The organism is Bifidobacterium sp. B4142 (assembly GCF_026537325.1).
Lineage (GTDB): Bacteria > Actinomycetota > Actinomycetes > Actinomycetales > Bifidobacteriaceae > Bombiscardovia.
In genome coordinates this window covers 1-25,323 of record NZ_JAFNMJ010000007.1, presented here as the reverse complement: position 1 = coordinate 25,323, position 25,323 = coordinate 1, and the positions used below count along the sequence as shown (strand labels likewise).

At 58.0% G+C, this 25,323-nt stretch carries 20 protein-coding genes and 2 tRNA genes; 2 read left to right on the top strand and 20 right to left on the bottom strand.

Annotated elements, in window-relative coordinates; all coding sequences use genetic code 11:
- Positions 1-145: 145 nt before the first annotated feature.
- Positions 146-1,729 (top strand): hypothetical protein, encoded by a 1,584-nt coding sequence (locus J3U06_RS08785; protein WP_267400044.1) that lies wholly within the window; start codon positions 146-148, stop codon positions 1,727-1,729.
- Here J3U06_RS08785 and J3U06_RS08780 read toward each other — a convergent pair.
- The 20 genes from J3U06_RS08780 to J3U06_RS08685 all read right to left on the bottom strand — a co-directional run bounded on the left by J3U06_RS08780 (position 1,699) and on the right by J3U06_RS08685 (position 24,887).
- A complete protein-coding gene (locus J3U06_RS08780; protein ID WP_267400260.1) occupies positions 1,699-3,525 on the bottom strand; it encodes an AMP-dependent synthetase/ligase in 1,827 nt (608 codons plus the stop codon). The two genes, J3U06_RS08785 and J3U06_RS08780, sit on opposite strands and share 31 nt — an antisense overlap.
- A gap of 119 nt (positions 3,526-3,644) precedes the next feature.
- Positions 3,645-4,310, bottom strand: a complete 666-nt coding sequence (locus J3U06_RS08775) for a M23 family metallopeptidase (RefSeq protein WP_267441428.1) — start codon at positions 4,308-4,310, stop codon at positions 3,645-3,647.
- Between the two features lie 474 nt (positions 4,311-4,784).
- Positions 4,785-5,864: a LacI family DNA-binding transcriptional regulator gene (locus J3U06_RS08770; protein WP_324123895.1), complete on the bottom strand. Its 1,080-nt coding sequence runs from the start codon at positions 5,862-5,864 to the stop codon at positions 4,785-4,787.
- Between the two features lie 153 nt (positions 5,865-6,017).
- Positions 6,018-6,917 carry a carbohydrate ABC transporter permease gene (locus J3U06_RS08765; protein WP_229133174.1) on the bottom strand — a complete coding sequence of 300 codons (900 nt, stop codon included), beginning with the start codon at positions 6,915-6,917 and terminating at the stop codon, positions 6,018-6,020.
- A 1-nt stretch (position 6,918) separates the two neighbouring features.
- On the bottom strand, positions 6,919-7,845 hold the full coding sequence (locus J3U06_RS08760) for a carbohydrate ABC transporter permease (RefSeq protein WP_267400053.1): 927 nt from the start codon (positions 7,843-7,845) through the stop codon (positions 6,919-6,921).
- Between the two features lie 61 nt (positions 7,846-7,906).
- Positions 7,907-9,277, bottom strand: coding sequence for an ABC transporter substrate-binding protein (locus tag J3U06_RS08755; protein ID WP_267400054.1), 1,371 nt, complete (start codon positions 9,275-9,277; stop codon positions 7,907-7,909).
- A gap of 56 nt (positions 9,278-9,333) precedes the next feature.
- The gene (locus J3U06_RS08750; protein ID WP_267400055.1) at positions 9,334-10,869 is read right to left on the bottom strand and encodes an alpha-N-arabinofuranosidase; all 1,536 of its coding nucleotides are present in this window, start codon (positions 10,867-10,869) and stop codon (positions 9,334-9,336) included.
- 485 nt (positions 10,870-11,354) lie between these two features.
- Positions 11,355-11,427, bottom strand: a tRNA-Asn gene (locus tag J3U06_RS08745).
- Between the two features lie 78 nt (positions 11,428-11,505).
- On the bottom strand, positions 11,506-12,549 hold the full coding sequence (tsaD, locus tag J3U06_RS08740) for a tRNA (adenosine(37)-N6)-threonylcarbamoyltransferase complex transferase subunit TsaD (protein ID WP_267400056.1): 1,044 nt from the start codon (positions 12,547-12,549) through the stop codon (positions 11,506-11,508).
- Positions 12,542-13,054, bottom strand: coding sequence for a ribosomal protein S18-alanine N-acetyltransferase (gene rimI, locus J3U06_RS08735; protein WP_267400057.1), 513 nt, complete (start codon positions 13,052-13,054; stop codon positions 12,542-12,544). Before rimI ends, tsaD begins: the two co-directional genes overlap by 8 nt.
- Positions 13,051-13,839 carry a tRNA (adenosine(37)-N6)-threonylcarbamoyltransferase complex dimerization subunit type 1 TsaB gene (tsaB, locus tag J3U06_RS08730; protein ID WP_267400058.1) on the bottom strand — a complete coding sequence of 263 codons (789 nt, stop codon included), beginning with the start codon at positions 13,837-13,839 and terminating at the stop codon, positions 13,051-13,053. Before tsaB ends, rimI begins: the two co-directional genes overlap by 4 nt.
- Positions 13,836-14,420, bottom strand: a complete 585-nt coding sequence (tsaE, locus tag J3U06_RS08725) for a tRNA (adenosine(37)-N6)-threonylcarbamoyltransferase complex ATPase subunit type 1 TsaE (protein WP_267444948.1) — start codon at positions 14,418-14,420, stop codon at positions 13,836-13,838. The genes tsaB and tsaE overlap by 4 nt, the downstream gene beginning before the upstream one ends.
- Positions 14,417-15,394 (bottom strand): DNA polymerase III subunit delta, encoded by a 978-nt coding sequence (gene holA / locus J3U06_RS08720; RefSeq protein ID WP_267400061.1) that lies wholly within the window; start codon positions 15,392-15,394, stop codon positions 14,417-14,419. The genes tsaE and holA overlap by 4 nt, the downstream gene beginning before the upstream one ends.
- A 28-nt stretch (positions 15,395-15,422) precedes the next feature.
- Positions 15,423-16,907, bottom strand: coding sequence for a ComEC/Rec2 family competence protein (locus tag J3U06_RS08715; RefSeq protein WP_267444947.1), 1,485 nt, complete (start codon positions 16,905-16,907; stop codon positions 15,423-15,425).
- 425 nt (positions 16,908-17,332) lie between these two features.
- Entirely contained in the window at positions 17,333-17,998 is a 666-nt protein-coding gene (locus tag J3U06_RS08710) for a ComEA family DNA-binding protein (RefSeq protein ID WP_267400063.1), read from the bottom strand.
- 100 nt (positions 17,999-18,098) lie between these two features.
- A complete protein-coding gene (leuS, locus tag J3U06_RS08705) occupies positions 18,099-21,068 on the bottom strand; it encodes a leucine--tRNA ligase (RefSeq protein WP_267444946.1) in 2,970 nt (989 codons plus the stop codon).
- A gap of 75 nt (positions 21,069-21,143) precedes the next feature.
- Complete coding sequence (locus tag J3U06_RS08700; RefSeq protein ID WP_267444945.1) at positions 21,144-21,974, bottom strand: glutamate ABC transporter substrate-binding protein; 831 nt, start codon at positions 21,972-21,974, stop codon at positions 21,144-21,146.
- A gap of 9 nt (positions 21,975-21,983) precedes the next feature.
- Complete coding sequence (locus tag J3U06_RS08695) at positions 21,984-22,934, bottom strand: magnesium transporter CorA family protein (RefSeq protein WP_267444959.1); 951 nt, start codon at positions 22,932-22,934, stop codon at positions 21,984-21,986.
- A gap of 106 nt (positions 22,935-23,040) precedes the next feature.
- Positions 23,041-23,856: a DUF1287 domain-containing protein gene (locus tag J3U06_RS08690; protein WP_121914813.1), complete on the bottom strand. Its 816-nt coding sequence runs from the start codon at positions 23,854-23,856 to the stop codon at positions 23,041-23,043.
- A 5-nt stretch (positions 23,857-23,861) separates the two neighbouring features.
- The gene (locus J3U06_RS08685; RefSeq protein WP_232340666.1) at positions 23,862-24,887 is read right to left on the bottom strand and encodes a D-2-hydroxyacid dehydrogenase; all 1,026 of its coding nucleotides are present in this window, start codon (positions 24,885-24,887) and stop codon (positions 23,862-23,864) included.
- Between the two features lie 213 nt (positions 24,888-25,100).
- On the opposite strand from J3U06_RS08685, the gene J3U06_RS08680 reads away from it, so the two are divergent.
- Positions 25,101-25,173, top strand: a tRNA-Ala gene (locus J3U06_RS08680).
- Positions 25,174-25,323 lie beyond the last annotated feature (150 nt).

Here is a 25,323-nt window from a genome sequence, read left to right as displayed (position 1 = left end):
CGCAGAACAGCCTTCACTATCAGTTCCACCGGCGAGGACCGTCTACGCGAAACATCGGCCTTTCATACGCTCCTGCCCGAGAGCCCATAGAATGGTTGCTCGGGACCCGGCCAGAGTCGGGCTCTGTCGGAACGAAGGAGCGAACGTGAAGAAGACCGGCTTTGCACGGCATTTGTCCGGCTTGCTGGCCCTGCTGGCGAGTTTGGTCATGGTGGCATCGGCTGGTGCTTGCGGTGGTCCGGCCTTGGGCAGTGCACAACAGTCTCCGAGCGCCCCACAGAGCCAAGGGGCTACTGCGGCCGCTGAGGTCCCCGGTCGGGTGGCTATTTTCACTCCCTCCGACGGCATCACCCTCTCCCAGCACACGCCCATCAACAAGTGGGCCGCGCTGGTTCCTGAGCTCAAGGCAGCACTGGCCAAGGAGCATCTTCCCAATAAACACATCGATGCCTACACCAGCGGGAACCTGGAGGATCAAAGCAAGGAGCTGCAGGATTACCTGGTCAACCGCCTTTCGGAGCGCAAGGCCGGGAAGACTTCAGAGCCGACCACACTGGTGGTGGCACCCATGACCTCGCCAGATTCCATTACCCGCCAGTATGGCGACTATATCAGCCAGTCATTGGATGCCGATGCCAAAGACAAGGCGCGCGCACGTCTGGTCTCTTCTCTGCGTCTTGCTGCGGGCGCGGGCATGCATGTGGTCCTGCTGGCCAACCAGGTGCCGGGCATCCAACCGGATCTGTTCGTGCAATTATCTGATGCACGGGCCATCGGTCAGATGCAGGCGGACAAGCTGGCCAGCAAACTGGAACTGGACAAGGCCAGCAAGGACAACCCCTGCCGCATCGAAATTCTGCTGCCGAACCGGACAGCTGACGCATCATCTGATGCATCCCCTGCTGACAAGGGTGTTGAAACCGTCCAGGCTGAGCAGAATTCCCTCCCCGCCCAGGCTTTCGCAGGAATCTGGCAGGTGTTGGGGCCCTACTTCAAGGATGGACGGGCTATCAGCCCCTCTGGGCTCCTGAAGACAGACAGCACCGAGAAGGACTGGCAGGCGATCGCCTTTGATCCAGGCAAGGACGCTTCGGCTACGGGCAAAGAGCTGGCGACCCGCCTGGCCACAAACGATGATGCCAAGACCCATACCGAGGTGGACGGCATTCTGGCCATGAACGACTTCATTGTTTCCGGCGTGGTCTCTGAGCTCGGGGATCTGGGTTATCGGGGTTCTTCGGCGGACGTCAACCCGGAGATCTCAATATCAGGCATTGTGGGATCCATGGTCGGTCATCAGGATCTGCACCGGCAGCACGTGCCCAAGCCTGCTCAGAGCCCTGCAGCCCAGAATCCGACGGCGTCGCAGGCTGATCCTTCGCAGACCACGGGCAGGACTCAGGATTCCACGCCCTCGGACGACCACGCTGCCTGGCCCGTCATCAGTGGATACGGCGCCTACGTGGACAACATCCCTCAAATCGTGGACGGACGGCAGTGGATGACTGGTCTGGAGGACAGACTGGGTCTTGCGGCTGATATGGCCAAGGCCTGTGTCGGGCTCAACAGCCAGGGCAAGGTGCCAGCCATGGATACGATCCACACCGTCAACCAGGACGGCAAGCAACAGCGCCGCCTGTCAAGACCCTTGGTTGCGGTTTCGGCCTCCAACCTCAAGGCGGCTCTGATTGATACAGGCTACATCAAGCCAGCCGACGCAGGTCTCTGAGCATAGATCTTCTGCTCGATCTGGTCTTCATACCGCTTGAGGACCTCCTGGCGACGGGGCTTGTATGATGCGGTGAGCAGTCCATTTTCACGAGTGAAGTCCTGGTCCAGAACTAGATAGCGGCGGATTCCCTCGGCCCGGGAGACCTGCGCATTGGCCGCATCTACCGCACGATCGATCTCCGTGCGGATGATAGGGTTCTCCCCAGCCGAAGCGGCATCGTCCAAGGGTTCAGCGCCCTGGTCCCGCAACCACTTGTTGACCTCCTCGAGATTGAGGGTGATCAGGGCCGAAATGAAAGGCCTGCGGTCTCCGATGACCATGCAATGGCTGATGATGGGCGAACGCTCAACGGCTGTTTCCAGCAGCGAAGGCGAGATGTTCTTACCCCCTGCAGTGATGATGATCTCCTTGCGCCGACCGGTCAACCGAACGAACCCGTCTTCGTCCAGACTGCCCAGATCACCGGTCAGCAGCCAACCGTCGCGAATCTGCCTGGTGGTGATTTCCGGATGGTTGTGGTAGCCCATGCAGACATCGGGGCCCTTGACACACAGCTGGCCCTCCTGGTCGATGCCCACGGTGATGCCGGGCATGGGCAAGCCGATGGTGCCCAGTCTGTAGCCTTCGGTGGGGTTGACCGTCACTGGACCCATGGTCTCGGTCATACCGTAGCCCTCCAGCAGAGGCAAACCTATGCCGTTGAAGAAGTCCGCAATGTCCCTGTCCAAGGGAGCTCCGCCCGAAATGGCATACCGGACCCGGCCGCCCAAGGCCTCCAGGATGGGGTCGTAAACGGTGCCTGTGTACATGAGATGCTTGGTCTTCAGCGACATGGGAACCCGGCTTCCGGTCTGCTGATGACGAGACCACTGCCTGGCCACTCCTGCAGCATCCAGGAAAATCCTGCCCCTGGCGCCTGTTCCGGCCCGCTGGGAGGCAGCGTTGTAAATCTTCTCGAAGATTCGCGGCACAGCCAGGATAAAAGTGGGCTTGAAGGTCTGCATGTCCTGCAACAGATTGCGGATGGACCCGGTAAGCCCCAGGGTGAGATCCGTGGCAATGGCGAAGAACTGCAGGCAGCGGGCGAAAGCGTGGGCCAGGGGCAGGCAGAGCAGAAGCCGCTTGCCCTCACCCAGGCAGATGTCAGGGACTGCCTGAGTACCTGAACGGACAGTGAAGACGATGTTGCTATGGCTGAGTTCTATACCCTTGGGCTTACCCGTGGAGCCTGAGGTATAGACGATGGTGGCCAAGTCGAAACCCTGCACCGAGTCGGCACGGGCTTGGAAGTCTGCCTGGTCCACCGCCCGCCCGTAGGCGGTCATGGTGGTCAGCGCTCCCCTGGTAATCACATACAAGTCGTTCAAATAGGCACACTGGGAGCGAACCGCATCCACTCGGGCCCTCATGTCGTCATCCTCCAGAAAGGCCATGCCGACATGGGAATCGTTGAAGATGCGCCGAATCTGATCGGGAGAGTCGGTCTCGTAGACCGGCACCGTCACGGCTCCGATGGACAGGATGGCCATGTCCAGGGCAGTCCATTCCCATCGGGTGTGCGAGACGATAGCCACCGAATCTCCCCGGCCTACCCCCCGGGCCATAAGCCCTTTGGCCAGCGCGATCACACGGTCGCGAAACTCACGGGCCGTTATCGTGCTCCACTCGCGTCCGCTCCGGTATTCGATCAAAGGATCGTCACCCAGGCGCTCCACCCTGTCCTCAAGCAGGGAGAAGACACCGGCATCGGCGTCTATGGGCTTCTCAAGCGGACGCGTAAATTCTTCCTGCATGTTCTGCATGACCACTCCCTGCTGAAACGGCGTTATGCTTTACGATTCTAACCGCTCCCCCGGGCCGGCGATATACCTGGTCTGCAGACGCGCGAGTCTCGCAGGCGGACCGCGCACTCCTATAGAGGCTTGAGACGAATGCGGTGCCGTCCGACTTTAGCGCCTGGATCCAGATAGTGATCATGACCATCTTTCAGCCCCCAGTGCAGACAATCTTGATCACAGTGGTCAGAGACCCCCTCTACTTCTCCCCAGACTGTGCCGGCCTGCAGCCGGGTTCCCTCCGGCAATGAGCTCTTCGCCGGCTCATAGGTGGAGGTCAGTTTGCCGTGACGAATGGAGACCACGTCCTTGCCTGCTACAGAACCGACAAAATTGATGACACCATCTGCCGGGGCCCGGATGTGCCTGCCTTGTTGCACTGCCAGATCGATCCCGCGATGACCGCTCAGCCATGGATGATCCGGAGGATCGAAGGGACGCATAATCTCTGGGTCGGCCTTATCACCAGGCAAAGGTTCAAGGGGCCACAGCCAGCCCCGGCGACAGGCTGAGGTCGATGAGGTAACTCGACCATTCTGCGCCGGAGCTGCAGCCGAAGGCAGGGTCGGCGCAGGCTGAGACGCGACGGTTGCCGTAGGCCCCGCGGTCGACAGGACCAGTGCCAGCGTCAGTGCCAGCAGGGTCCTGGGAAACCAGGGGGGCCGACAGCCGGAAGGCATGTCAGGCATCCGGCCGGTAACCCTCCGGATACCCTTGTTCTTATGGTCACGCGCACAGGCCATAGTCGCACCTTCATTCCGTCATCGTGGGTACCCGATTGGGCGCCCACCATCATGATGGACTGGATGCCAAAGCCATGTGAACCAGAAAGAGGCATGTGGTCAAATATGTAGTCTTCCACAGCTCGTCCGGCGAAAACCTAATGGTAATTGTTCCTACAAGAGCGCAAGGAATGAGGAAAAGACTCGTCAAAAGTGTTGACCGAACTTATACTTTGTAAACTGAGAAACCTTCTAACAAAATTAGGTAAAGGTTACACTAACTGCTATTGAATGCAGATGGGTTCTTACATATATCTCGTCTAATGTAAATATGCGAATAAGAAACTAGTGCCAAGCTATTAAAAAGTTGGAGAACTAGAATCAGCAAAGCTCACAGACGACCAGGCCCAAAACGAATTCATCAGAAATTACTTCAACAAACAATCACATTTCTTGCAATTGTTGAACCATAATTAAAGGTCAAGCCGCTTCTGCCTAGTTTGTTGCGGATATTGCTTTAGTATGTTTTTCTGTGGGGAAAGCCAGGGTTGAATCTCTCTCAACGAGTTGGAAATCAGTCACAAAAGTCCTAGATTTGCCCTTGTACCCATTAATGCGCTCAATCAACATATCAATAGCATGCTCAACGTAATCATTTAGGTATGGATCGATGGTAGTCAGTGATGGAGTCGAGTAGGACGACTCCGGTACATCGTCGAATCCCACGACTTGAACATCTTCGGGAATGCGAATTCCCTCGTTCTGCAAACCATGCAAGGCACCCAGCGCCATGGCATCAGTCAGGCAAATAATCGCATCCGGGCGTATACCTTTGGACAACATTTGTGTCACAGCCTGTACGCCGCTAACTCCTTCCATCCAATCCTTGGGCAGAAGCATCTGCCAATCCACCGATAGCCCCCGCTCTTCGAAGGCCTCGATATATCCCCTAATTCTCAGTTCTTGCAGGCCTTCGGTAGCGCACATGTATTCATTGCGCGTCTTTGGCTTTTCCGGTGCACCGAAGACTGCTATATGACGACATCCCATATCGAGCAACCTGCCTGTGACATACCGAATGGCTCTCGTATTAGGCATAGTCACCCAGTCAACACGATCATAGGAGTTGTAGTCACCGGCTAGAACAATCGGATAGGGCTGATCAAGGATGATACCTTCGTTCTTTAAAGGTTGGTCCGAAAAAAGCAGCCACCCATCTGCTGACAGCTTTGTAATTTCGTCCATGATGACAGGCAGACCTGATCTGTCCGACCCGTAAGTGCTAATCACAGTTCCATAACCGTGTTTTCGTGATATGTCTATGACTTTATCTGCCAAATAAGGGGCGAATGGCTGCGAAAAATCAAAAATTCCCAGACCTATGAGCTTGGTGGCACCCGTTTTTAATGAACGGGCCGATACATTGACCATGTATCCAAGTTCACGAATAGAGTTCTGCACGCGTTGTCTGGTGGAATCACGCATACTGCCAGTACCGTTGATAACATTGGACACTGTTTTGATGGAAACACCAGAATGCCTGGCTACATCCTTGATAGTCACTCTGGTTGTCAATAGAGCCCCTTACCAATCGGTAATTACATATATTCCGAATTCGCGCAACTCCACATAGTGGACTTATGCGAATTCGGAATATGTAACAACAATTCTGTTTTCAGTTTATCTCAACAAAGAACATACAGCCTAAATACCAGGTCCTTCCTTGAATCATGATTTAACAGATCCGGCCGTCAATCCTCCTACCCAGTACCTTTGCAGGAAGAGGAAAGCCAAGACCATGGGGATAATTGAGATGAAGGCTCCTGAAGTCACCAAATTCCAGACCTGTTCTGATGCTGCTCCGGCCTGGGATTTTGTCTGCCATTGGGTCAGCCCGACCGTAATCGGGAACAACTTTGGATTAGTGAGAACAACCTGAGGCAGGAAGAAGTTGTTCCAAGCACCGACCACGGAAAGCAGAAAGACTGTAGTAATTGCTGGGGTCATAATTGGCAGAGAAACTTGTGTGAAAGTTCTCAACTCACCTGCCCCATCAACTCGAGCCGCCTCGATCATCTCATCGGGTAGGGATTGCATGCAGTAGATTCTCATCAAGTAAACACCCATTGGATTAAGCAGAGATGGCAAAAGCACAGCCCAAATGGTGTTGGTCATACCGATGTCAGACATCAGCAGGAACGTGGGTATCACCAAGGCCGTCGAAGGAATCATCAAAGCACCAAGAACAATGTTGAAATATAGATTTCGTCCACGGAATCTGAACTTGGAAAAACCATACCCGGCCATAACCGCCACTACTGTGGCACCAAATCCTCCTACAAGAGCGTAAAGGAAGGAGTTGAAAATCCAGCGCCAGTAAATGCCATCCTGATAGGTCGTAAGTTGACCGATGTTCTTCCACAGGTCGAAATCCTTATCGAACCACATAGAGCCGTGGGCGCCGAAGAACAATCCCGAATTCGACTTTGTGGAGGCAACAATCAGCCACCATACAGGCAGGAGGAAATAGACCATGGCCAATATCAGTACTACATACACGAAAACGCTGGTATTACCCTGGATGCGCTTGGCACTTCTGCGAGTGCCACTTGTTCTTGTGGCTGACATGTCAGTCCTCCAATCCAGACTGATGACGAGTCAGTCTCATGAACAAAACGCTGAATATCACCACGACCAATCCCAGAGCAAACGAAACCGTGGCAGAGTAGTTGGTCTGGTTGTAGTTGAAAGCGAGAGCTTGCGCATACATATTGGGCGTATACTCGGGCGGTATGACCGTTGGCGCCTGATTGCGCAAAATGGTGGGTTCTGTATAGAACTGCAGGGTTCCGATAAGGGAGAAGATAGTCACCATGACCAATGATCCTGACACCATCGGCACCTTGATTCTTGTAGCAATCTTCAGTTCTGAAGCCCCATCTATTCTGGCTGACTCGTAGAGTTCATGCGGAATGGACTGCAAGGCCGAATACAAAATCACCATGTAGTACCCCGTCCATTGCCAAGTCACGACATTGACCAATGAACCGAAGATGCCGTTGGCGGTGAGGAAACCGGGAGTCTGCATTCCAAACAGCCCAAATATTGTAGTGAACGGACCCATATTCTTGGAGTACATAAATCCCCACATCAAGGCACCGATAACACCAGGAATTGCATAGGGCAGGAAAATAACCAGGCGAGAGACCGAGGCAAACTTGTTTTTAAAAGAGTCCAGGAGCAGAGCGAATATCAGGGCCAGACCCAATTGGATCGGAACCATGACGACGGTGTAGAGAATGACGCGCCCCATGCCGACCAGAAATATCGAGTCAGTAAAAACGCGCTGATAATTGGCGAACCCCGAGAAGGACTCCCCTTTGACTTGAGTATAAGTAAACAACGATACATAGAATGCGTAAGCAAGCGGTATCACAAGAAACAGCAGAAAGATGACCCCAAAAGGAGCCGTGAAGAACCATCCCCACATTGCTCTACGACTGCTGCCGACATTGGCTTTCGTCTTTCTCGGCTTAACTATTGCGTTCGAAGCCATTTCAGAACCTCCTAAAAAGGAGGGATACCGATCACGACATCCCTCCAATTAAAATGAGCAGTCACTCTATAGTGAAACCTTGCTGCTTGGCATAATTGTTCAGCTTGGTTTCCAGAGCTTTCAGGGTCTCCTTGCAATCATTACCTTTCTTGACAATTGCAGAGAAGGACTTGGTCTGTTCGTCATAGGCATAAGTCTGGAAGGGCAGGAACTCGTCACCTTTCCAAGCATTAGCCACTGGAATGGTGACTTCATTAGGCTTTTGGTTGCCCAAGAATGGCTCTTGCATGTTCTTGAAAGCGTCCGATGCGAGCTGCTTCTTCCAAGATGGGAACAATGCACCATCGGTGACACCGATATGCTGTGCTGTATCTGAATCGAACAGATCGTGAGCAACGCTGGCCGCTGCTTTGGTGTCTTTTGCTTGATCAGTTACAGCCCAAGCGGATCCTCCCTGGTTGACCTGAGGCGTGGAGTCATCCCAAACCGGTGCCTTATAGATCCTGAAATTGCCGCTTGAAGAATTGTCCAAGCCCTTGATGTAACCAGTCAGCCAGGAAGCCTGAACATAGGCAGCATACTTGCCGGAAATCATATTGTTGTTCCAGTCAGTCGTATTGGCGTCCGTCGTGTCGACCAGGCCCTCCTTGACCAGGTTCTGCCAGTACTCTAGAACCTTCTGCACACCTGGGGTATCCAACTTAATGCCTACCTTGTCAGGCGTCTTTGACGAATACTTGTAGACTTTCTCTCCCGCCTGAGCAAAGAGCGCAGGATTGACAGCGGTGCCGTTAGGAGCCCAATCGCTCAGGAACCCGTCGAAGCCGGCAGCTTTAAGATCCTTGCCTGCCTGCTCGAATTCCTTCCAAGTGGTTGGAACTTTGACATGGTATTTATCGAAGATGTCCTGACGCACGTACATGACGAAAGGACCAAGATCGACAGGAACGCCATAAACGGAGTTGCCGCCGCCCATGCTGACGCTCTTCCAGGCGCCTTCCGTGTACTCCTGCTTGTGATCATTCATTCCGTACTTGCTAAGGTCAACCAGATGCTTCTGAGCCCCCGCGACGAATTGCGGCATCGCTTCATACTCAAGCTGGATGATGTCAGGACCGCCGGACTTGGCTTTTATAGCATTATTGAATTTGGTGTATTCAGGACTTCCCTGACCAGCGTTCGTCCAGCACACCTGGATGTCATCATGGTTCTCGTTGTACTCATCGACTACTTTCTGAATGGCTGGATACCAGGCCCACACGGTGACCTTTTCCGCATTCGGCTTTTTAACCTTGTTCTGGCATTGTGCATTGGCATTCGCAGTTTTATCACTGTGCTCAGCCTGACTTTCACTCTTGGCGCCTCCACCGCCGCCACAGGCAGCCATGGAAATCGCTAAGATTCCCGAGAGTGCCGCTGCAATGATTCTCACAGTTCTCCTCATTATTTCTCCTTTGAATATATGTGGAAACCAACAATTTGTAATTATCAATCTATGTGGATAGCCGTCCACGAAACCGGAGGAAGCATGATACTCAATTTGCCGTTCTCAAAGGTAAAGTCCTTACGCGTCTGCAAACTGACACGCTCTGGATCCTCAAGCGTATTGCGAGCAGCAATATCTTCGTCATGGAGGCTCCGAACAACCACTTTGCCAGTTCTGTAGAGTCCGGAAAGATCGGAACGATACTCTACACTCCGATCAAGGCTGCGGTTGACAACGAAAACAGTCAGCGAGCCATCGGCTCCTCTTACCACAACAGAGTCCGTCATCGGCACATCGCCATATTGGCTGGTTTCGCATCTGTCGGCATCTTCCTGAGAGGGCAGCACACTGCCACCCTTGGCATATTTGGCAGTCAGAGCAAACGGGAAGAAAATGGTTTGTCTCCAAGCAGGACCACCAGGTTCTGTCATGATTGGAGCAATGACATTGACCAATTGAGCCAGACTGGCGGAATGCACGACATCAGCATTTCTGAGCAGGGTGATGAGCAGATCGCCAAACACCACTGCGTCAGCAACCGAATAGATATCTTCCAGAAGTCTCGAACCCTGAGGCCAGTTACCTATACCTACTGGAGGCTTACTCGGCTCTGCATCCTGATACCAGACATTCCATTCATCGAAAGATATATAGACCTTGTGCTTACTCTTGAGTCTGCCACGAACCGCCGCTATGACTGAAGCCACATCGCTGATGAACCCATCCATATCGACACCGGAAGCCAAGAAGCTGGCCATATCGCGATTGTGCGGTTCATAATACGCGTGGCAGGAAATGAAATTAATCTGATCGTAGGCTTCCTCCAGTACAGTACGTTCCCATTCACCGAAAGTAGGCATGCTGTGCGAAGAAGAGCCGCAGGCCACCAACTCTAGATCGGGGTCGACCATACGCATCGCCGTTGCAGTCTGAGTGACCAGTCTGGCGTATTCATGGGCGGTCTTGTGACCGATCTGCCAAGTACCATCCATCTCATTGCCTAAGCACCACATTCGAATTCCGAACGGCTGCTCACGACCATTGCGTCGGCGCATGTCAGACAAAGCCGTACCAGAAGGAATATTGGCGTATTCAAGTAGATCAAGGGCCTCTTGAATACCCCGTGTACCGAGATTGACAGCTTCCATGAGTTCGTTGCCGCCCAATTCATCCAGCCAATCCGCCATCTCATGAAGACCGAATTCATTGCTTTCGCCCGAATGCCAGGCCAGATCGATGCGCTTTGGACGTTCAGAGCGCGGCCCGACACCATCCTCCCAGCGATAGCCGGATACAAAGTTCCCGCCGGGATAGCGGATAGCAGTGACGCCAAGCTCCTTTACCAAATCAATGACGTCCTGTCTAAATCCCGCCTTGTTTGCAGTCGGATGATCTGGTTCGTAGATGCCTGTATAGATACCACGACCCAAATGCTCAACAAACGAGCCGAAAACGCGTTCATTGATGGGGATGGACCTTGTCTGCGTGTCCAGAATCAGATGCGCTTTTCCAGGCTTTGATTGTTGCCGTTCTTCCATGGATCTGGTCTCCTTTCCCCTGCCTTTTATGTCCATCAACAGTGCAAGGTTCTCTCTTTTGAGTACAACGTTGTTTTACCGCGAAATATGTAGAAGAATCATTTCTTTGCCTCGCTTTTCTCAGTGCAACCCTGCACATCACTAAATACACTATACAACAAAAAGAAAGTGCAGAACCAACAAGACATACAACGTTGTTCTAATTCGCCTGAGAATACACGCGACACGCCATCCGATGCAACACGATGCCTAAGGGTCTGTTGGGTCTTTTGACTGCTATATCTATAGGTAAATCTCAAAGCCGACTATCTACACATTGGGTTAAAGGAAACACGCAGAGAGGCAGAGCCTTGACAATTTCCCATCAGTCACTAAGTAGAAAACAATAAGCTAGCCCATTGCAATGACAGGCCAGTTCATTGCAGCTAGAACCAAACCAATATGGCTCACATAAAAAAAACCGCCGGGGAACCGGCGGTTGAGAGCTCCCGCAGCTGGGCTTGAACCAGCGACATTTCGATTAACAGTCGAACGCTCTGCCAACTGAGCTATGCGGGAATGTCCCGTTCAACTCTCGCTGAACACAATTACCATACTATAGTCAGGACCCTCGCATCCGACAACTTGGCGTGTCGATTACATGAGAATCCTGTCCATGGGCATGGCCGAATCGATGGAGAAGTCAGGAGCGGAGGGGGACAGTCCGGCCTGGACCAGATTGACGCCCAGCATGGCCACCATGGCACCATTGTCCGTGCACAGGTTGATCTTGGGAATGCGGACCTTGATGCCCTCCTGCTCGCCGAATTCCTGAAGCTTGCCACGCAGCTGCGAGTTGGCCGAGAACCCGCCGCCGACGATCAGAGTATCCGTGTCGAACCTGTGGCATGCGGCCATAGCCTTGCGGGACAGGACGGTGGCCACGGAATCAGCCAGGGAGGCACAGACATCGTCCACGGGAATGTCGAGCCCGGCCTGCTGTCTGCGTTCGACCCATCGAGCCACGGCGGTCTTGACCCCCGAAAAGCTGAAGTCATAAGGATGCTCGGCCCCGGCCCGGCCCTTGGTCAATCCCTGGGGCACGGCGATGGCGTGGGGGTCGCCCAGACGGGCATGGCGGTCGATGTGGGGGCCGCCCGGATAGGGGAAGCCAAGCAGGCGTGCGATCTTGTCGAAGCACTCCCCTGCCGCGTCGTCCAGGGTGGTGCCCACCACCTGGACCGATCGCGCCAGATCATCCACATGCAGCAACGAGGTGTGACCGCCGGAGACTATCAGGGCCAGGGCATTCTGAGGGAAGGGTCCGAATTGGAGCTGGGTGACCGCTATGTGTCCGATGACATGGTTGATGCCATACAAGGGCTTCTTCGCCGCCCAAGCCAACGCCTTGGCACCGGAAACGCCTACAGCCAAGCATCCAGCCAATCCAGGACCAGCCGAGACCGCTATGGCATCCACTTGGGACAGGTCCATATCCGCATCCTTCAGGGCCTTGGAGACGACCGGCACAAAGGACTCAGCATGTGCCCGCGAGGCGATCTCGGGGATGACGCCACCATAGCGGGCATGCTCGTTCATGGAGGATGCCACCACGTTGGACAGCAGCCGGTTGCCCTGAACCAGGGCGGCAGCGGTCTCGTCGCAGGTGGATTCGATGCCAAGCACCAGTGGCTCACTCATGGTCAATGATCCTTTCCTGTCCTTCCGAAGGCTTGTTGCTGACAAAACCCACCGGTCCCGGTCCAATCGAGCTCAAAGGTCTGGTCATAGCCCAGGCATCCACGTCTTCAGGCTGATAGTAACCCTTGCATAGACCGGCCTGTGAGAAGCCAAAGTTCTTGTAGAGGTCAATGGCCACAGGGTTATCTACGCGGACCTTCAGATTCATGCGTTGCAGACCCTCGCGATCGGCTCCCGTAATTATCCTGGCCAGCAGAGATCCTGCAATACCCCGATGCCGGGCTTCCGGCAAGACCCCGAGGGTCATCAGCTCGGCATCCCTTTCGCCTGACCAATAACCTCCGTAGCCCAGGATGGCACCCTGGTCTTCCCAGACCAGGTAGGTGCGTGAAGGCGCAGACAACTCGAACCGCAGCTCCTGCCGGCTCCAGGCCTGGTCACCGAAGACGCGCGACTCCAGATCGACCAGCCGGTCCAGGTCCTTAAAGACCGCCCTGCGAATCATGATTGGATTGCCACGTGCTTAAGCGGATTGGGCACGGAGACGTCAGGTCGGCGAAGATAGAGGGGCTCCACCGGGTCGATCAGCCCATGCTGGGCACGTCTGCTAGCGCAAGCAGCCATCAGGCCTGTCCCCCGTGTCCGATCCGCCAGGAAGGATCCTTCATCCAGCACCACCCGTATATCGGAATGCTTATCCAGACGCTCCCATTGGTCGGCATAGCGGCCGGCTCCATGACCGCTAATGACCAGAGTGACAGGACCCTGGTCCACAGACTCCCGCTCTTCCACAATGGCCGCGATCTTCTCACAGATCACCGTTGGATAGTCGATACTCATGTCGGTCAGCGGCTGGGCCGGGGCCTGCGCGCCATCGAAGTCGCCAAAAAGACGGTAGTAGAGTTGCCGCCGACGTGCATCGTTGACAGCCAGGACCAGAAGCCGTGAATGGTCCTGACCCTGCCGCTTGAACCGGCTGTAGGCATAGCGGGCCTGCGGCTCCAGGATGTCCTGTCCCAGCAGACGGGCACCCGTGGCAAACGCCAGGGCTTTGGCGGTGACGATGCCTGCCCGCAGACCGGTGAAGGGTGCAGGCCCCAGTCCCACCACGATGGTCCGCAGATCGTCTGCAGACAGCCCAGCCTGATCCATGACCTTGGCGATATTGACCTGGAGGCGTTCTACGTGCGAGCGCGAGTCGGTCTCGATGCACGGCTCCCACCCCGGCAGCCCCACAGTCGAGCCATATGAGGTATCGATCACCAAAAGGGACGTATCGGTCCCGCTCATGCCGTCATCGCCTTTCTCAGCTGATCCATTCTATTGGCCCAAGACGGACCCACTCCACGCAGACGTACCATACGCTGACCCTGGGAGCTGGGTGGCGCCTCAGGATCTTCCCGGGGACCCACGGGTCGGGCGATGCTCACTTCCAGACGTTGATCGGCCAGAGCAGAGACCATCTGATCGCCCCATTCCATCAGAATGATGGTCCTTTGGCCCGGGTCTTCCAATTCCTCATCCAGACCAAGGGACTCCAGCTCGTCCAGGAGCCGATCCACGGCATCCTCGCCAGGCAGATAGCCCTGTCCACCCAGCCGGTAGGCATCCACGTGGATCAGGGTAACCGGCGAGCCGTCTGACAGGCGGCCATGCAGCTCCCTTGCGATGGTGAACGTGGGCGAAACCACAGGGCCATCCATTCCAAGTCCGTCGCCCAGCCCCTGGGCCAGGGTGGTCTTACCCGCCCCCAGAGGCCCGGACAGGAGGATCACGTCCCCGCCTTGCAGACACGAGGCGAGGTTTCTGCCCAGGCGTTGCATGTCCTCGCCTGTAGGCACCGCCAGTTCCAATCCATCCTGCTGGCTCATGCCATTGTCCTTCCCTTGGCGGCGATCAGCTCCACTGCCCGTTCCAGAGCATAGCGGGCGTCGCCGCTGCTGGTCTTGCTGATCTCATCAGCCTGGGCCAAGGCCTCGATGCAGGCCGCCAGGCCGGAGGAGGTCCATCCATGCAGCTGTCTCTTGGCCTCCCGCAACTGCCAGTAGGCGGCCTTGGCCTCAGCTGTGGTAATGGATCCCGACTCGATGGCCGCCTCCTTGGCTAGCGTCCGCAGCTTCAGGGCCAGTACGCCAATCAAGGAGACTGGTTCGTTGCCCTGCTCCAGAGCCGTACGCAGAGCGACGACGGCCTGGGCCGGCCTGCCAGCAAGGGCCCTGTCCGCCACCGCGAATCCGGATACAGCCGGGTTGTCGGTCAGATAACGGTTGACGATCTCCAAGGTCATGGGATCCTGGGCAAAATCGAAGCAGAGCTGGGAGCACATGGCAGCCAGTTCCGGAGTGCGCTCGCCCAGAACATCCACCAAGCGCTGGGCAGCCCGTGGCTGGATACGGCGCTGATGGGCTTTGAAACGCCCATAGACGAAGTCGACCTTGTCGTCGAACTTCTTCAGATCCGGCATCCGCTCCGTGACAGCTCCGACCCGTGTCATTTGGGCCAGGAGCCTGCGGCCCCGGTTGCCCCCGTCATGACGTGCGATGACAATACTGGATTCGTCCCCTGCGCTCTCGCGGCAGAAATCAATCAAGGCCTGGCTCAGGGCTTCATCAGCCGCCTGCAGATCATCCAGACAAACCACAGCCGTCTGACTGAGCAGGGAGGGTCCGACCGCCTCCTGAAAGGCGTAAGCGTCGCAGTCCGCCGCGTCCAGCTCAATGTATTCGCTGTCCGGGTGAGCGGCACACGCCTGCGCGCACAGCTCCTTGAAACGCTGAGCGTTGAGGAAGGGATCGCCGCCGACCACCAGATGGACGGAAGGGTTCTCCTGCTGAGCTTCAGTCATGACTCAAATCTCCCTTCATCGCTGGACATTACCCTCGGTCATCTTTGAAGACCAGTTGGGCTAGAAGGCCATAGGTCTGCTGTAGCCAGCCCTTGATTGACACCCAAGCCGACGGCCGGAAGGGAACCCCGGAATTCACCCCTGTCACAGCCGGCCATGAGTGATCGAGCCCACGAGCACGGATGAATCGAATCAGCCGATGATCGATCACGGCCATGAGACCCAGACCAACCAGGCAGGCGCTACCGACCGGTCCCGGTGGCCAGGCCGCCGGAGCAGCCGCTTCGCCCAGCCACCTGGCGGCAAAAGCCATGACTCCGGTACCCAGGGAGGTCAGTCGGGCCAGGAACAGACCCACTGGAGGCCAGAGCCAGGAGGTGAGCAGAGCCAGCAGGCCAGTCACTGTTGCAGCGTCGACCACAGGAGTGACCAGCAGGTTGGCCAGTGGAGCCAGTAGAGGCAACCCGGGACTCATCAACACCTGCACGGGCAGGGTTCCGGCCTGGGCGCACAGGGTCGTGGCCAATGGACGTGCCAAAAATGTCGGTAGATGATCTTCAAGGAGGGCTGCCAACCGCCGGTTACCCAGGCCGATGCCCAGCACGGCTCCACAGGAGAGTGCGAAGCCGAAGCTTGCAGCCATGGAAGGTCGCAGGATCAGCACCAGCAGGACACACCAGGACAGCGTGTTCAATGACTGGGCAGGCCGGCAGGCAGCCAGAGCCAAGGCCGAAAGAAGCCCCATGGCCTGAGCTCGCAGAACTGAATCACCTGGGACCATCAGCATACCCAAACCCAGATAGGCGGTAGACAAAACCAAGGCCATCAGCAAGGGCGGCGAGCGCAGGGCTCGCATGATCCTGACCAACAGCGAGGCCAGAATCATGAAGTGCCCGCCAGAGACCGCCATCAGGTGCAGGATGCCCGATGTCCGGAAGTCCTGGGTCAGACGGGTGGCATAGGCAGGCTCCACTGCCGGCCTGCCCAGGGAGCCATCCGACCCGGGCAGGGCCTGATTGCCCAGAATGCCCATGGTCAAACCCGGCACCAGGATCCGTCCCTGATCGTCCAGTCTGCTGGTCTGCTCGAGAAAGGCCCTTTGCATACGGGCGATCAATCGTCTACAGGGGCCTGGCGGCTCGACCTCTTTCGCCCCGTCTTCCACAGCCAGCCAGGGAATAGGACGGCCGTAAGCAGAGGGCTCCAAGAGGCCTCGCGCACGATACTGCCCGCCCTGTTGCAGCAGGCATGACCGGCTTCGGGCGAAGAGGATGATCCGTTCATCGGAAGGCATGCGCACCCCGGCCACAGTAACCCATGCCAGCCTGACCTCCGCCTGACAGTCCCAGCCTCGCCGAGAGGATGCACTCATGGGGTCCACAGCCCAGCCACGAACCTCAGCCAGCGCTTTTCCCTGACGAATCTGCCGAGCTGCCGGCCCGCTGCGCACTGACTCATGACCGACTGCGGCGGCCAATGCCACAGTCAGAGCCACAGCAGCCAAGACAGCCAATGTCGGCAGCTTCCGAGGACCAAGCCAGGTGGAAATACACGGAGACTGACAAACTTGGTGCAGCCGGATCCGCCGGCATGGGCGATAGGGTGGGCGCGATACCTGACCCTTGCAATCAGCGTCCCCTGCAACAAGCAAGCAAACGAGTTTGAAGGCAAGCATGACCATGGCTATCAGCAATGGAAGCGCCAAGACAAGCGGCATCAACCAGACCGACATACCCATGCCGCCTCTGGACTCCCCTGCCGTCTTGGACCAGTCGCCGCTCTTGGATGTTCCGGCCACGGATCCGCCCACGCTCCGGCCCAGAAGCCATGGGACCAGCAGGGCGATAGCCCAGGCCAGACAAGCAGCGGGAAGCATGCGAAGATTGCGATTGCCATTGTCTCGATCAGCAGCAAGACGATCTTCTGCCCGGCAGACCATCATTGCGCCACCAGATATGGGCGTAATCGGGCCAGTGTCTTGGCACCGATGCCGGGAACATCCAGAAGCTGATCGACCGAGGCGTAACGACCGCCGAGAGCACGCCGATGCTCCAGTATTTTTGCTGCCGTGACCGGACCGATCCCCTTGACATTCTCCAGATCCTTTTGACTGGCACTATTGAGATTCACCCGTCCGGTCTGATCCGCTGTTCCCGCGGAGGCACTGGAGGCCGGAGCAGCAGAGGCGTTGCCTGCCCCTTCACCGTGTTGAGCGGAATCCGAGGCCGATTCGGTATGCCCGCTGCCTTCGTCACCATGGGTGTTCCGTCTACCATCGCTTCCTGAAACATGCTTGCTTCGGTGTGCAGCACCGTTGGCATCGCCCTTTGCCAGGACCGATGACTTGCCCCCGGACCCGTCGACTGCCACTCCTGCGGCCAGCGCCCGTTCCTGCTGGGCCAGCAGGGTCAGACTGATCGCAAGGGCAACCACCAAAATAAGAATGGCTATCAAGGCCTGAAGCGGCGTAAACGACCAGACAGGCCGATCACGCCGAGTCTGGGATTCGGCCATATCTTCGGCCGACCCCCTTGACCTGGCGGATTGATTCAGAGCCAGAGCCTGCAGGGGCGGCGCCGGCGGCTGGGTGATGTTGATGCTCATGGACCCAGCCTGACATGAAAAAGCCCCCCGATATGAGGTCGGGAGGCTATGTGGTCGAAGGTCATCGCCTGTCCACAGCCTGGCTGCGGGCAGTGCAGGATCAGGCCGGCACGACCGAAACGATCTTGGGTGCCTTGACGATGACCTTACGCGGCTCCTTGCCACCCAGCCGCTCCTGGACGGCGGGCAGTGCCAGGGCCATGGCCTCGAGTTGATCAGGCGCGATGTCGGGGCTGACCTGCAGCTTGCCACGGACCTTGCCCTTGACTTGGACCACGGCGGTGACCGTGTCCTCGCCGAGATAGCGATCATCCCAGGTCGGCCACTGGGCATGCGCCAGGGACTCCTTGTAACCCAGCCGGCTCCAAAGCTCCTCGCAGATGTGGGGGGCGATGGGCGAGAGCATGAGCACCAGGGGCTCGATGGCTGCCCTGGGTGTCGGATTCAGGCCGGTCAGATGGTTGTTGAGCACGATCATCCTGGCGATGGCCGTGTTGGGCCGCATGGCCTCCATCTCCACCGTCACGTCGTGGATGGTGGTGTTGAGCAGCTTCAGGGTCTTCTGGTCGGGCTCTCCCTCGTCCAGGACCACCTCGCCGGTCTGCTCGTTCACCACGTTGCGCCAGAGCCGCTGCAGGAAGCGCATGCCGCCCACCACATTGCGCGTGTTCCAGGGCCTGGACTCATCCAGGGGGCCCATGCTCATCTCGTAGAGGCGGAAGGTGTCGGCCCCGTAGGTGCTGTACATATCGTCCGGGGTGATGATGTTCTTAAGGCTCTTGCCCATCTTACCGAACTCGCGGTTGACCGGCTGTCCCTGCCAGGTGTAGCTGACCTTGCCGCCCTCATCATGCTCCTCCACCTCGGCGGCAGGCACGTACTGTCCGCGTTGGTCCGTGTAGGCGTAGGCCTGGATCATTCCTTGGTTGAAGAGCTTGTGGAAGGGCTCATTGGACGAGACGTATCCCAAATCGTAGAGGACCTTGTGCCAGAAGCGGGCATAGAGCAGGTGCAGCACCGCATGCTCCACACCGCCCACGTAGAGATCGACGCCGCCCGACTCCCCGGCAGTGGCATTGTGCTTGGGACCCAGCCAGTAGTCGTACTCCTCCGGATCAACCATGTGCTGGTCGTCCTTGGGGTCGATGTAGCGCATGTAGTACCAGCAGGAGCCGGCCCAGTTGGGCATGGTGTTGGTGTCCCTGTGGTAGACCTTGGGGCCGTCGCCCAGATCCAAGGTCACGTTCACCCAGTCCTGGTTGCGGCTCAGCGGTGCCTCGGGGCTAGATTGGGCATCCTCGGGGTCGAAGGTCTTGGGCGAATAGTCGGGCACGTCAGGCAGGGCCACCGGCAGCTGGTCGTCGGGCAGCAGGTGGGGCAGGCCCTGGTCGTCATAGACCACCGGGAAAGGCTCGCCCCAGTAGCGCTGACGGGAGAAGAGCCAGTCGCGCAGCCGGTAGGAGACCGTTCCATGGCCCACCCCGGCCGACTCCAGCCATGCGGTCACTTTCTCGATGGCCTGGTCAACACGCATACCGTCCAGGCTGAGCGAATCGCCAACGGCCTGGGTGGCCTGGACCGAAGAGTTGACCACAATCCCGTCGTGGGATATGAAAGGTGCCTTGCCCCGGTAATCGTCCAAGGTCTGTCCGGAATCATCCAGCGGGCTGACCGTGTAGACGACGGGCAGACCATACTTGACAGCGAAATCGTAATCGCGCTGATCACCGCCTGGCACAGCCATGATGGCTCCAGTGCCGTAGTCCATCAGCACGTAATCGGCGGTGAAAATGGGCAGCTTGGCCCCGGTGATGGGGTTGAGAGCATACAGCCCGGTAAACAGGCCGGTCTTGGCCCCGCCTTCGTCCACGCGATCCTTGGCGGTCTTGGCCTCGGCGGCCCGTCGATAGGCCTGAACGCCCTCCGTGGGATTGGCATAACCGCCCTTCCACTGTTCAGGCACATCCTCAGGCCACTCCTGGGGCAGGTGTTGCAGCAGGTCGTGCTCAGGAGAGACCACGGCAAAGGTGGCACCGAAAAGCGTATCGGGACGGGTGGTGTAGACCTCCATGGTCTGATCGCCGTCAGGGCTGGGCACGGTGAAGTCCACCGAAGCCCCGTGCGACTCCCCGATCCAGTTGCGCTGCATGAGCTTGACCTTTTCGGGCCAGTCCAGAATGTCCAGATCCTCCAGAAGCCGGTGACCGTAGGCGGTGATGCGCATGGACCACTGCTTGAGTTCGCGCTGGTAGACCGGGTAGTTGCCGCGCTCGGAGCGGCCCTCAGCGGTCACTTCCTCGTTGGCCAGGACCGTGCCCAGTCCGGGGCACCAGTTGACCGGCGAGCGCGAGATGTAGGCCAGACGGAAGTCGTTGAGCACCTCGGAGCGCTCGGCCTCGTCCAGGTCCTCCCAGGAGGCATCGGGATGACCGGGGATGGGCCTGCTTCCGGACTTGAAAGCCTCGACCAGTTCGCTGATAGGCCTGGCCGAGCCCGTCCCCCCGTCGGCACGGCGGTAGTCGGGGTCGTACCAGGACTCGTAGATGCGCGAGAAGATCCACTGGGTCCAGCGCACGTAGTCCGTATCGATGGTGGCGAAGGAGCGGCGGTCGTCGAAGCTGAGCCCCAGCCTGTGCAGCTGCCAGCGCATGTTGTCGATGTTCTGTTCGGTGGTGGCCCGGGGATGCTGGCCGGTCTGGACTGCATACTGCTCGGCGGGCAGGCCGAAGGCGTCGTAGCCCATGGCGTGCAGGACGTTCTCGCCCTTCATCCGGTGGTAGCGGCTGACCACGTCGGTAGCGATGTAGCCCAGGGGGTGACCCACATGCAGGCCCTTGCCCGAAGGATAGGGAAACATGTCGATGACGAAGTAGGGACTGCGGCCCCCAGCATGATCGCCCTGGGCATCGGTCAAATCACCCTTGGTGTTGGCTGCCCAGAAGGTGCCCTCCTTGTCCCAGCGCTTCTGCCAGTGCTCCTCAATGGTCTGCGCCATGGCGGCATCGTAGCGGAACTTGGGCTGATCGGATTCCTGGGTCTGCTGATGATCCCTGTCTTCATTCGCGTTCATATGGTGAATTATCGCCATTCACATGGACACGGCCGAGCCAATGTCCAGCATCCGTCATCCTGGCAGAAGCCTTGCTCAGCGATCGCCGGGCCGCAGGGTGCGGGCGGCGGCATCAATGGAGTAGCCGATGGACCTGGAGGCCCGGCCCAGGGCGGCCTTGAAGGACCCGTCCCGCATCATCCTCTTCAGAGCTTGGTCGATGACGTCCACCAGCTCCGGATCACCGTGGGGCACGCCGATGCCGTAATGTTCGTTGGAGAAGGGGTTGCCGACCAGGCGCAGCTGGCCACCGCCACGAACATGAGCCAGTCCAGCCAGGGCAAAATCGTCGCCGCTGGCAGCATCCGTGTCCCCGCTGAGCAGAGCCGTGACGCACTCAGGAAACTCCTCCCGCTCCTGGACCTGAGCCTGGGGTGCCAGCGAGCGCACCAGGGCCCCGGAGGTGGATCCCGCTGCCACGCAGACCCGCTTTTGTGCCAGATCCTCCACCCCGGCAATGTCGTTTTGAGCGCGACGAACCAGCAGGTCCTGCCCGGCAGCCAGGTAGGGCCCGGCGAAATCCACCAGCTTCTGCCGTTCCTGGGTGATGGAGTAGCCGGCCACGACCATGTCCACCTGGCCCTGTTCGAGCATGCGCTCGCGGTCCACGGGCTTCACCTGGCGGAAGACGATCTGCGACTCGGCGTATCCCAGCTCGTGGACCACGTACTGGGCCACATCCACATCCAGACCCCGGTACTGGCCGGACTGGGCGAATCCAAGCCCGGGCTGGTCGAAGGGGATGCCCACGCTGATCTTGGGCCCGATGGAGCCGGCCCGGTAGCGATCCTCCTGGCGGCCGCACCCGCTCAGGGGCACCGCCAGAACCAGCGCCGCCAGAGCCGCCGCAATCCTGCGTGCAAACATGATCAGCCCCTACTTGAACATTCTCGAGCGCGTCAGGAACCAGGTCACCAGGGCGGTCACCATACCTGACAGAATCACCACGACCGCGAACCCCCAGGGTTTGTCAGTGAAGGGCATGCCGAACATCCCCTGGTTGAAGTTCATGCCATACATGGAGAAGATCAGCGTAGGCACCGACAGGCTGATGGAGATGATGGTGAAGATCCTCATGACGTTGTTGACGTTGTTGGAGACGATGGAGGCGAAGGCGTCGGTCATGTTCGAAAGCACGCTTGAGTAGATGTTGGCCATCTCAATGGCCTGCTTGTTCTCGGTGATCACGTCGCCCAGAAGATCCTCGTCGTCCGGGTAGCGCTTGATCCGCTCCAGCCCGGTCAGCTTCTCCAGGACGATCTCGTTGGACTTGAGGCTGGTGGCGAAGTAGACCAAGGTCTTGTTGAGCTCCAGCAGCATGAGGATCTCTCGGTTCTGCATGGAGTGACGCAGCTTGAGCTCCAGCCGGTCCGACTCGCGGTCGATGATGCGCAGGTAGCGCAAGTAGAGGGTAGCGTTGCGGTAGAGGATCTGCAGGATGAAGCGGGACTTCATGAAAGTGTTGAAACCCCGGATGGTGCCTTCCATAAAGGGGTGGAGCAGGACGGTGTCCTGCATGCAGACGGTGACAATCAGATCCTCGGTGACGATGATGGACAAAGGAATGGTCTCGTAGTAGTCCCGGCCGTCGCGCTCCTCGGCGCGGGGAATATCGACGATGACCATGGTGTACTCGTCCTCAACGTCCACACGCGAGCGCTCCTCATCGTCCAAGGGGGCACGCAGGTCAGCAAGGTCGATACCGGTGGTCTGGGAGACGTTGGCCAGCTCGACATCGGTGGGCGCCGATAAGCATATCCATGAGCCCTTGGAAGCCTTGCCGATCTGCTCGATCTGCCCGTTCATGGTGCTGAATACTCTCATCATCGCCATCACCGCCTCTCGTGCTCGAACCTGGCCGACGTTTCTGGCCGAACCGATAGTAGCAGACAACCAGTTACCGCCGTGTTCAATTCCGCAGGGTAGTCCCCGGTCATCCCCGCCATGGCCGCAGGACGGCGGGTTGGATTTTGGAGGCGTCGAAGCGAAAATGCCCGGTGATGGGACGGTGGCCTGGCGAGCCCAGGTAGTCGTTCTCCCTGTCGCGCTGGCCCATGTTGTGCAGAAGCAGGGGAATGCCACGGCTGTCCCTTCTATCGGAGGCCATGCCGATGTGCCAGGAGGTGTCGAAGATGACGATGTCGCCCTGCTGCCACTGGTCGGTGGTCGCAGTGTCGTTGGTCAGACGCTGGGCATGCCGGGACAGGAATACGCCGAGGACGTTGGTCCGCCTGAAGTCGATGTTCGGATCCGGGCTGTTGATCACTCCGGCATAGGCCCCAGGAGACGAGGCGATATCGGCATCGACCATGGTCTTCAGATCGTAGCCGGCCTGCCGGAAGGCCCTCCAGATCTCGTCGGTGCAGGCGCCGCGGTCATCGGGAGGATAGCCGCCCTGGTAGTAGCCGCTGTCATAATGAGGATGGCGGCGGGCCTCCTGATGGGCTCCACGCACCATGGCCGTGTAGTCATCCACGCCGTCATGGTTGTAGTCCACAGGCGAGGTCAGAGGCGAATGGGCCGCGGTCTGCTCTGGAGAATATCCAGGAGGGCCGTGAGAAGCGGTCCTGGGGCCGTTTGCGGAGGAGTTTTGATTGTCTGAATGGCGAGCAGGCCCGACGCCCACCAGCCTGCCAGCCAGGGCCAAGGAGCCCGCCACAATCAATGCAAGCGCCAACAGGACGGCCGCCCACCGCAGAACCGTTGTCCGTCGATGGCTGCGGCCTCTGTTGTTTCGCTCTGTCGGCATGGCGGTCACCTCATCCGGTTGCGCAGGGGCCTGCCATCCATGAACCGATGAAGGTTATCCAGGCAGATTTCCCGAACCTTGTCCATGTTGGAGGGCAGGTAGGCTCCCCCGGCCACATGCGGGGTGAGCAGGCAGCGTGGTTGCCTCCAGAGCGGGTGGTCTTCAGGCAGGGGCTCCGGTTCGGTCACATCCAGACCTGCACCGAAAATGCCGTCCTTATCCAGGGCTTGGGCCAGAGCCATGCAGTCCACGGCATCTCCCCTGCCCGCGTTGATCAGCACGGCGGTGGACTTCATCAATGCAAGACGATGGTCATCGATGATGTGCCGGGTCTGCGGCGTTGAAGGCAGGGCCAGAGCCACTACGCCCATCTCAGGCAGCAGGGCATCCAGATCATCAAAACCAGCCAGACGGTCGAACCCCTCCACCGGCTGGTCGGGATGGCGCCTGATGCCGATGGTCCGAGCGCCTACGGCCTTTGCCAGACGAGCGAAGGAGGCTCCGATATCCCCTGTGCCTAAAACCAGGACCTGGCAGCCATGCGGCGAAAGGACGGCCCCGCGAGGTTCCCAACGGCCCAAACGCTGATTGTCCCGGTAGGCCGGCAGGTCCTTCATCAGAGCCCACATCATGGCGAACATGTGCTCGGAGACCGACTGCCCGTAAGCGCCTGAGGCACTGGTCAACATGGCGCCCGGAGGCAGAACCCCCGGTTTCATGTAGGCATCCACACCCGCGCTGCTGGTCTGCAGCCAGACCAGGTTACGGCAGGCAACCACCTGCTCGGCCGGCGGATTACCCAAAATGATCGTGGCCTCCGATCGGAGGGATTCAGGGACATCGATGAGCCAATGCATGCTCTGCCGCATGTCCGTGTCGACAATGAACTCCTGACGAACGCCTGGAGCCGCCTGGAGGAATTCCTGTCGTTCACTCTGGTCCAAGGGCAGGCAGTTGATGATGAGCTGGTCCCCAGGATGGTTCTCGTTCCGCTTTTCAACCCGCACTTCCGCATCGTTTTTGCCGGTCATGGTCCGCCGCCTTTCCGTTGCTGCCGACCCCCTTGGTCGCCCCTTGTTCATCATGCTAGCGCACTTGCAAGCTCAGGAATGCCTCAAGACCATTCGAGGATAAAATCCATCAAATAGCTCACAATCCCTGCAATTCCGGGGCAACACACTGAGTTGCTCCATTCGCCAATCCCGGTGTACTATAAGCAAGGCTTCACCAAGCAAGGCAAGCACGGGGCTATGGCGCAGCTGGTAGCGCGTCTCCATGGCATGGAGAAGGTCGGGGGTTCGAATCCCCCTAGCTCCACAGATAGGATCCCGAGGTCACCTCGGGATCTTTTTATATTCGTTGGGCTTGCAAACGCCAGATCGGGGCCTATAGGAACTAAACGCGTTGTTTTAGGTTCTGTGTGTGGGTTTGGTTGTGTGTTGGTCAGAGTGTGGTGTTGGGGTATCT

Excerpts from the sequence above, each read along its gene's own strand:
- J3U06_RS08710 (WP_267400063.1), bottom strand. The coding sequence starts at position 17,998 with ATGAGCATCAACATCACCCAGCCGCCGGCGCCGCCCCTGCAGGCTCTG.
- J3U06_RS08780 (WP_267400260.1), bottom strand. The coding sequence starts at position 3,525 with ATGCAGGAAGAATTTACGCGTCCGCTTGAGAAGCCCATAGACGCCGAT.
- J3U06_RS08750 (WP_267400055.1), bottom strand. The coding sequence starts at position 10,869 with ATGGAAGAACGGCAACAATCAAAGCCTGGAAAAGCGCATCTGATTCTG.
- J3U06_RS08775 (WP_267441428.1), bottom strand. The coding sequence starts at position 4,310 with ATGGCCTGTGCGCGTGACCATAAGAACAAGGGTATCCGGAGGGTTACC.
- tsaD (WP_267400056.1), bottom strand. The coding sequence starts at position 12,549 with ATGAGTGAGCCACTGGTGCTTGGCATCGAATCCACCTGCGACGAGACC.
- J3U06_RS08690 (WP_121914813.1), bottom strand. The coding sequence starts at position 23,856 with ATGCCGACAGAGCGAAACAACAGAGGCCGCAGCCATCGACGGACAACG.
- J3U06_RS08700 (WP_267444945.1), bottom strand. The coding sequence starts at position 21,974 with ATGTTTGCACGCAGGATTGCGGCGGCTCTGGCGGCGCTGGTTCTGGCG.
- tsaE (WP_267444948.1), bottom strand. The coding sequence starts at position 14,420 with ATGAGCCAGCAGGATGGATTGGAACTGGCGGTGCCTACAGGCGAGGAC.
- holA (WP_267400061.1), bottom strand. The coding sequence starts at position 15,394 with ATGACTGAAGCTCAGCAGGAGAACCCTTCCGTCCATCTGGTGGTCGGC.
- rimI (WP_267400057.1), bottom strand. The coding sequence starts at position 13,054 with ATGATTCGCAGGGCGGTCTTTAAGGACCTGGACCGGCTGGTCGATCTG.
- J3U06_RS08760 (WP_267400053.1), bottom strand. The coding sequence starts at position 7,845 with ATGGCTTCGAACGCAATAGTTAAGCCGAGAAAGACGAAAGCCAATGTC.
- J3U06_RS08695 (WP_267444959.1), bottom strand. The coding sequence starts at position 22,934 with ATGATGAGAGTATTCAGCACCATGAACGGGCAGATCGAGCAGATCGGC.
- J3U06_RS08685 (WP_232340666.1), bottom strand. The coding sequence starts at position 24,887 with ATGACCGGCAAAAACGATGCGGAAGTGCGGGTTGAAAAGCGGAACGAG.
- J3U06_RS08765 (WP_229133174.1), bottom strand. The coding sequence starts at position 6,917 with ATGTCAGCCACAAGAACAAGTGGCACTCGCAGAAGTGCCAAGCGCATC.
- tsaB (WP_267400058.1), bottom strand. The coding sequence starts at position 13,839 with ATGAGCGGGACCGATACGTCCCTTTTGGTGATCGATACCTCATATGGC.
- leuS (WP_267444946.1), bottom strand. The coding sequence starts at position 21,068 with ATGAACGCGAATGAAGACAGGGATCATCAGCAGACCCAGGAATCCGAT.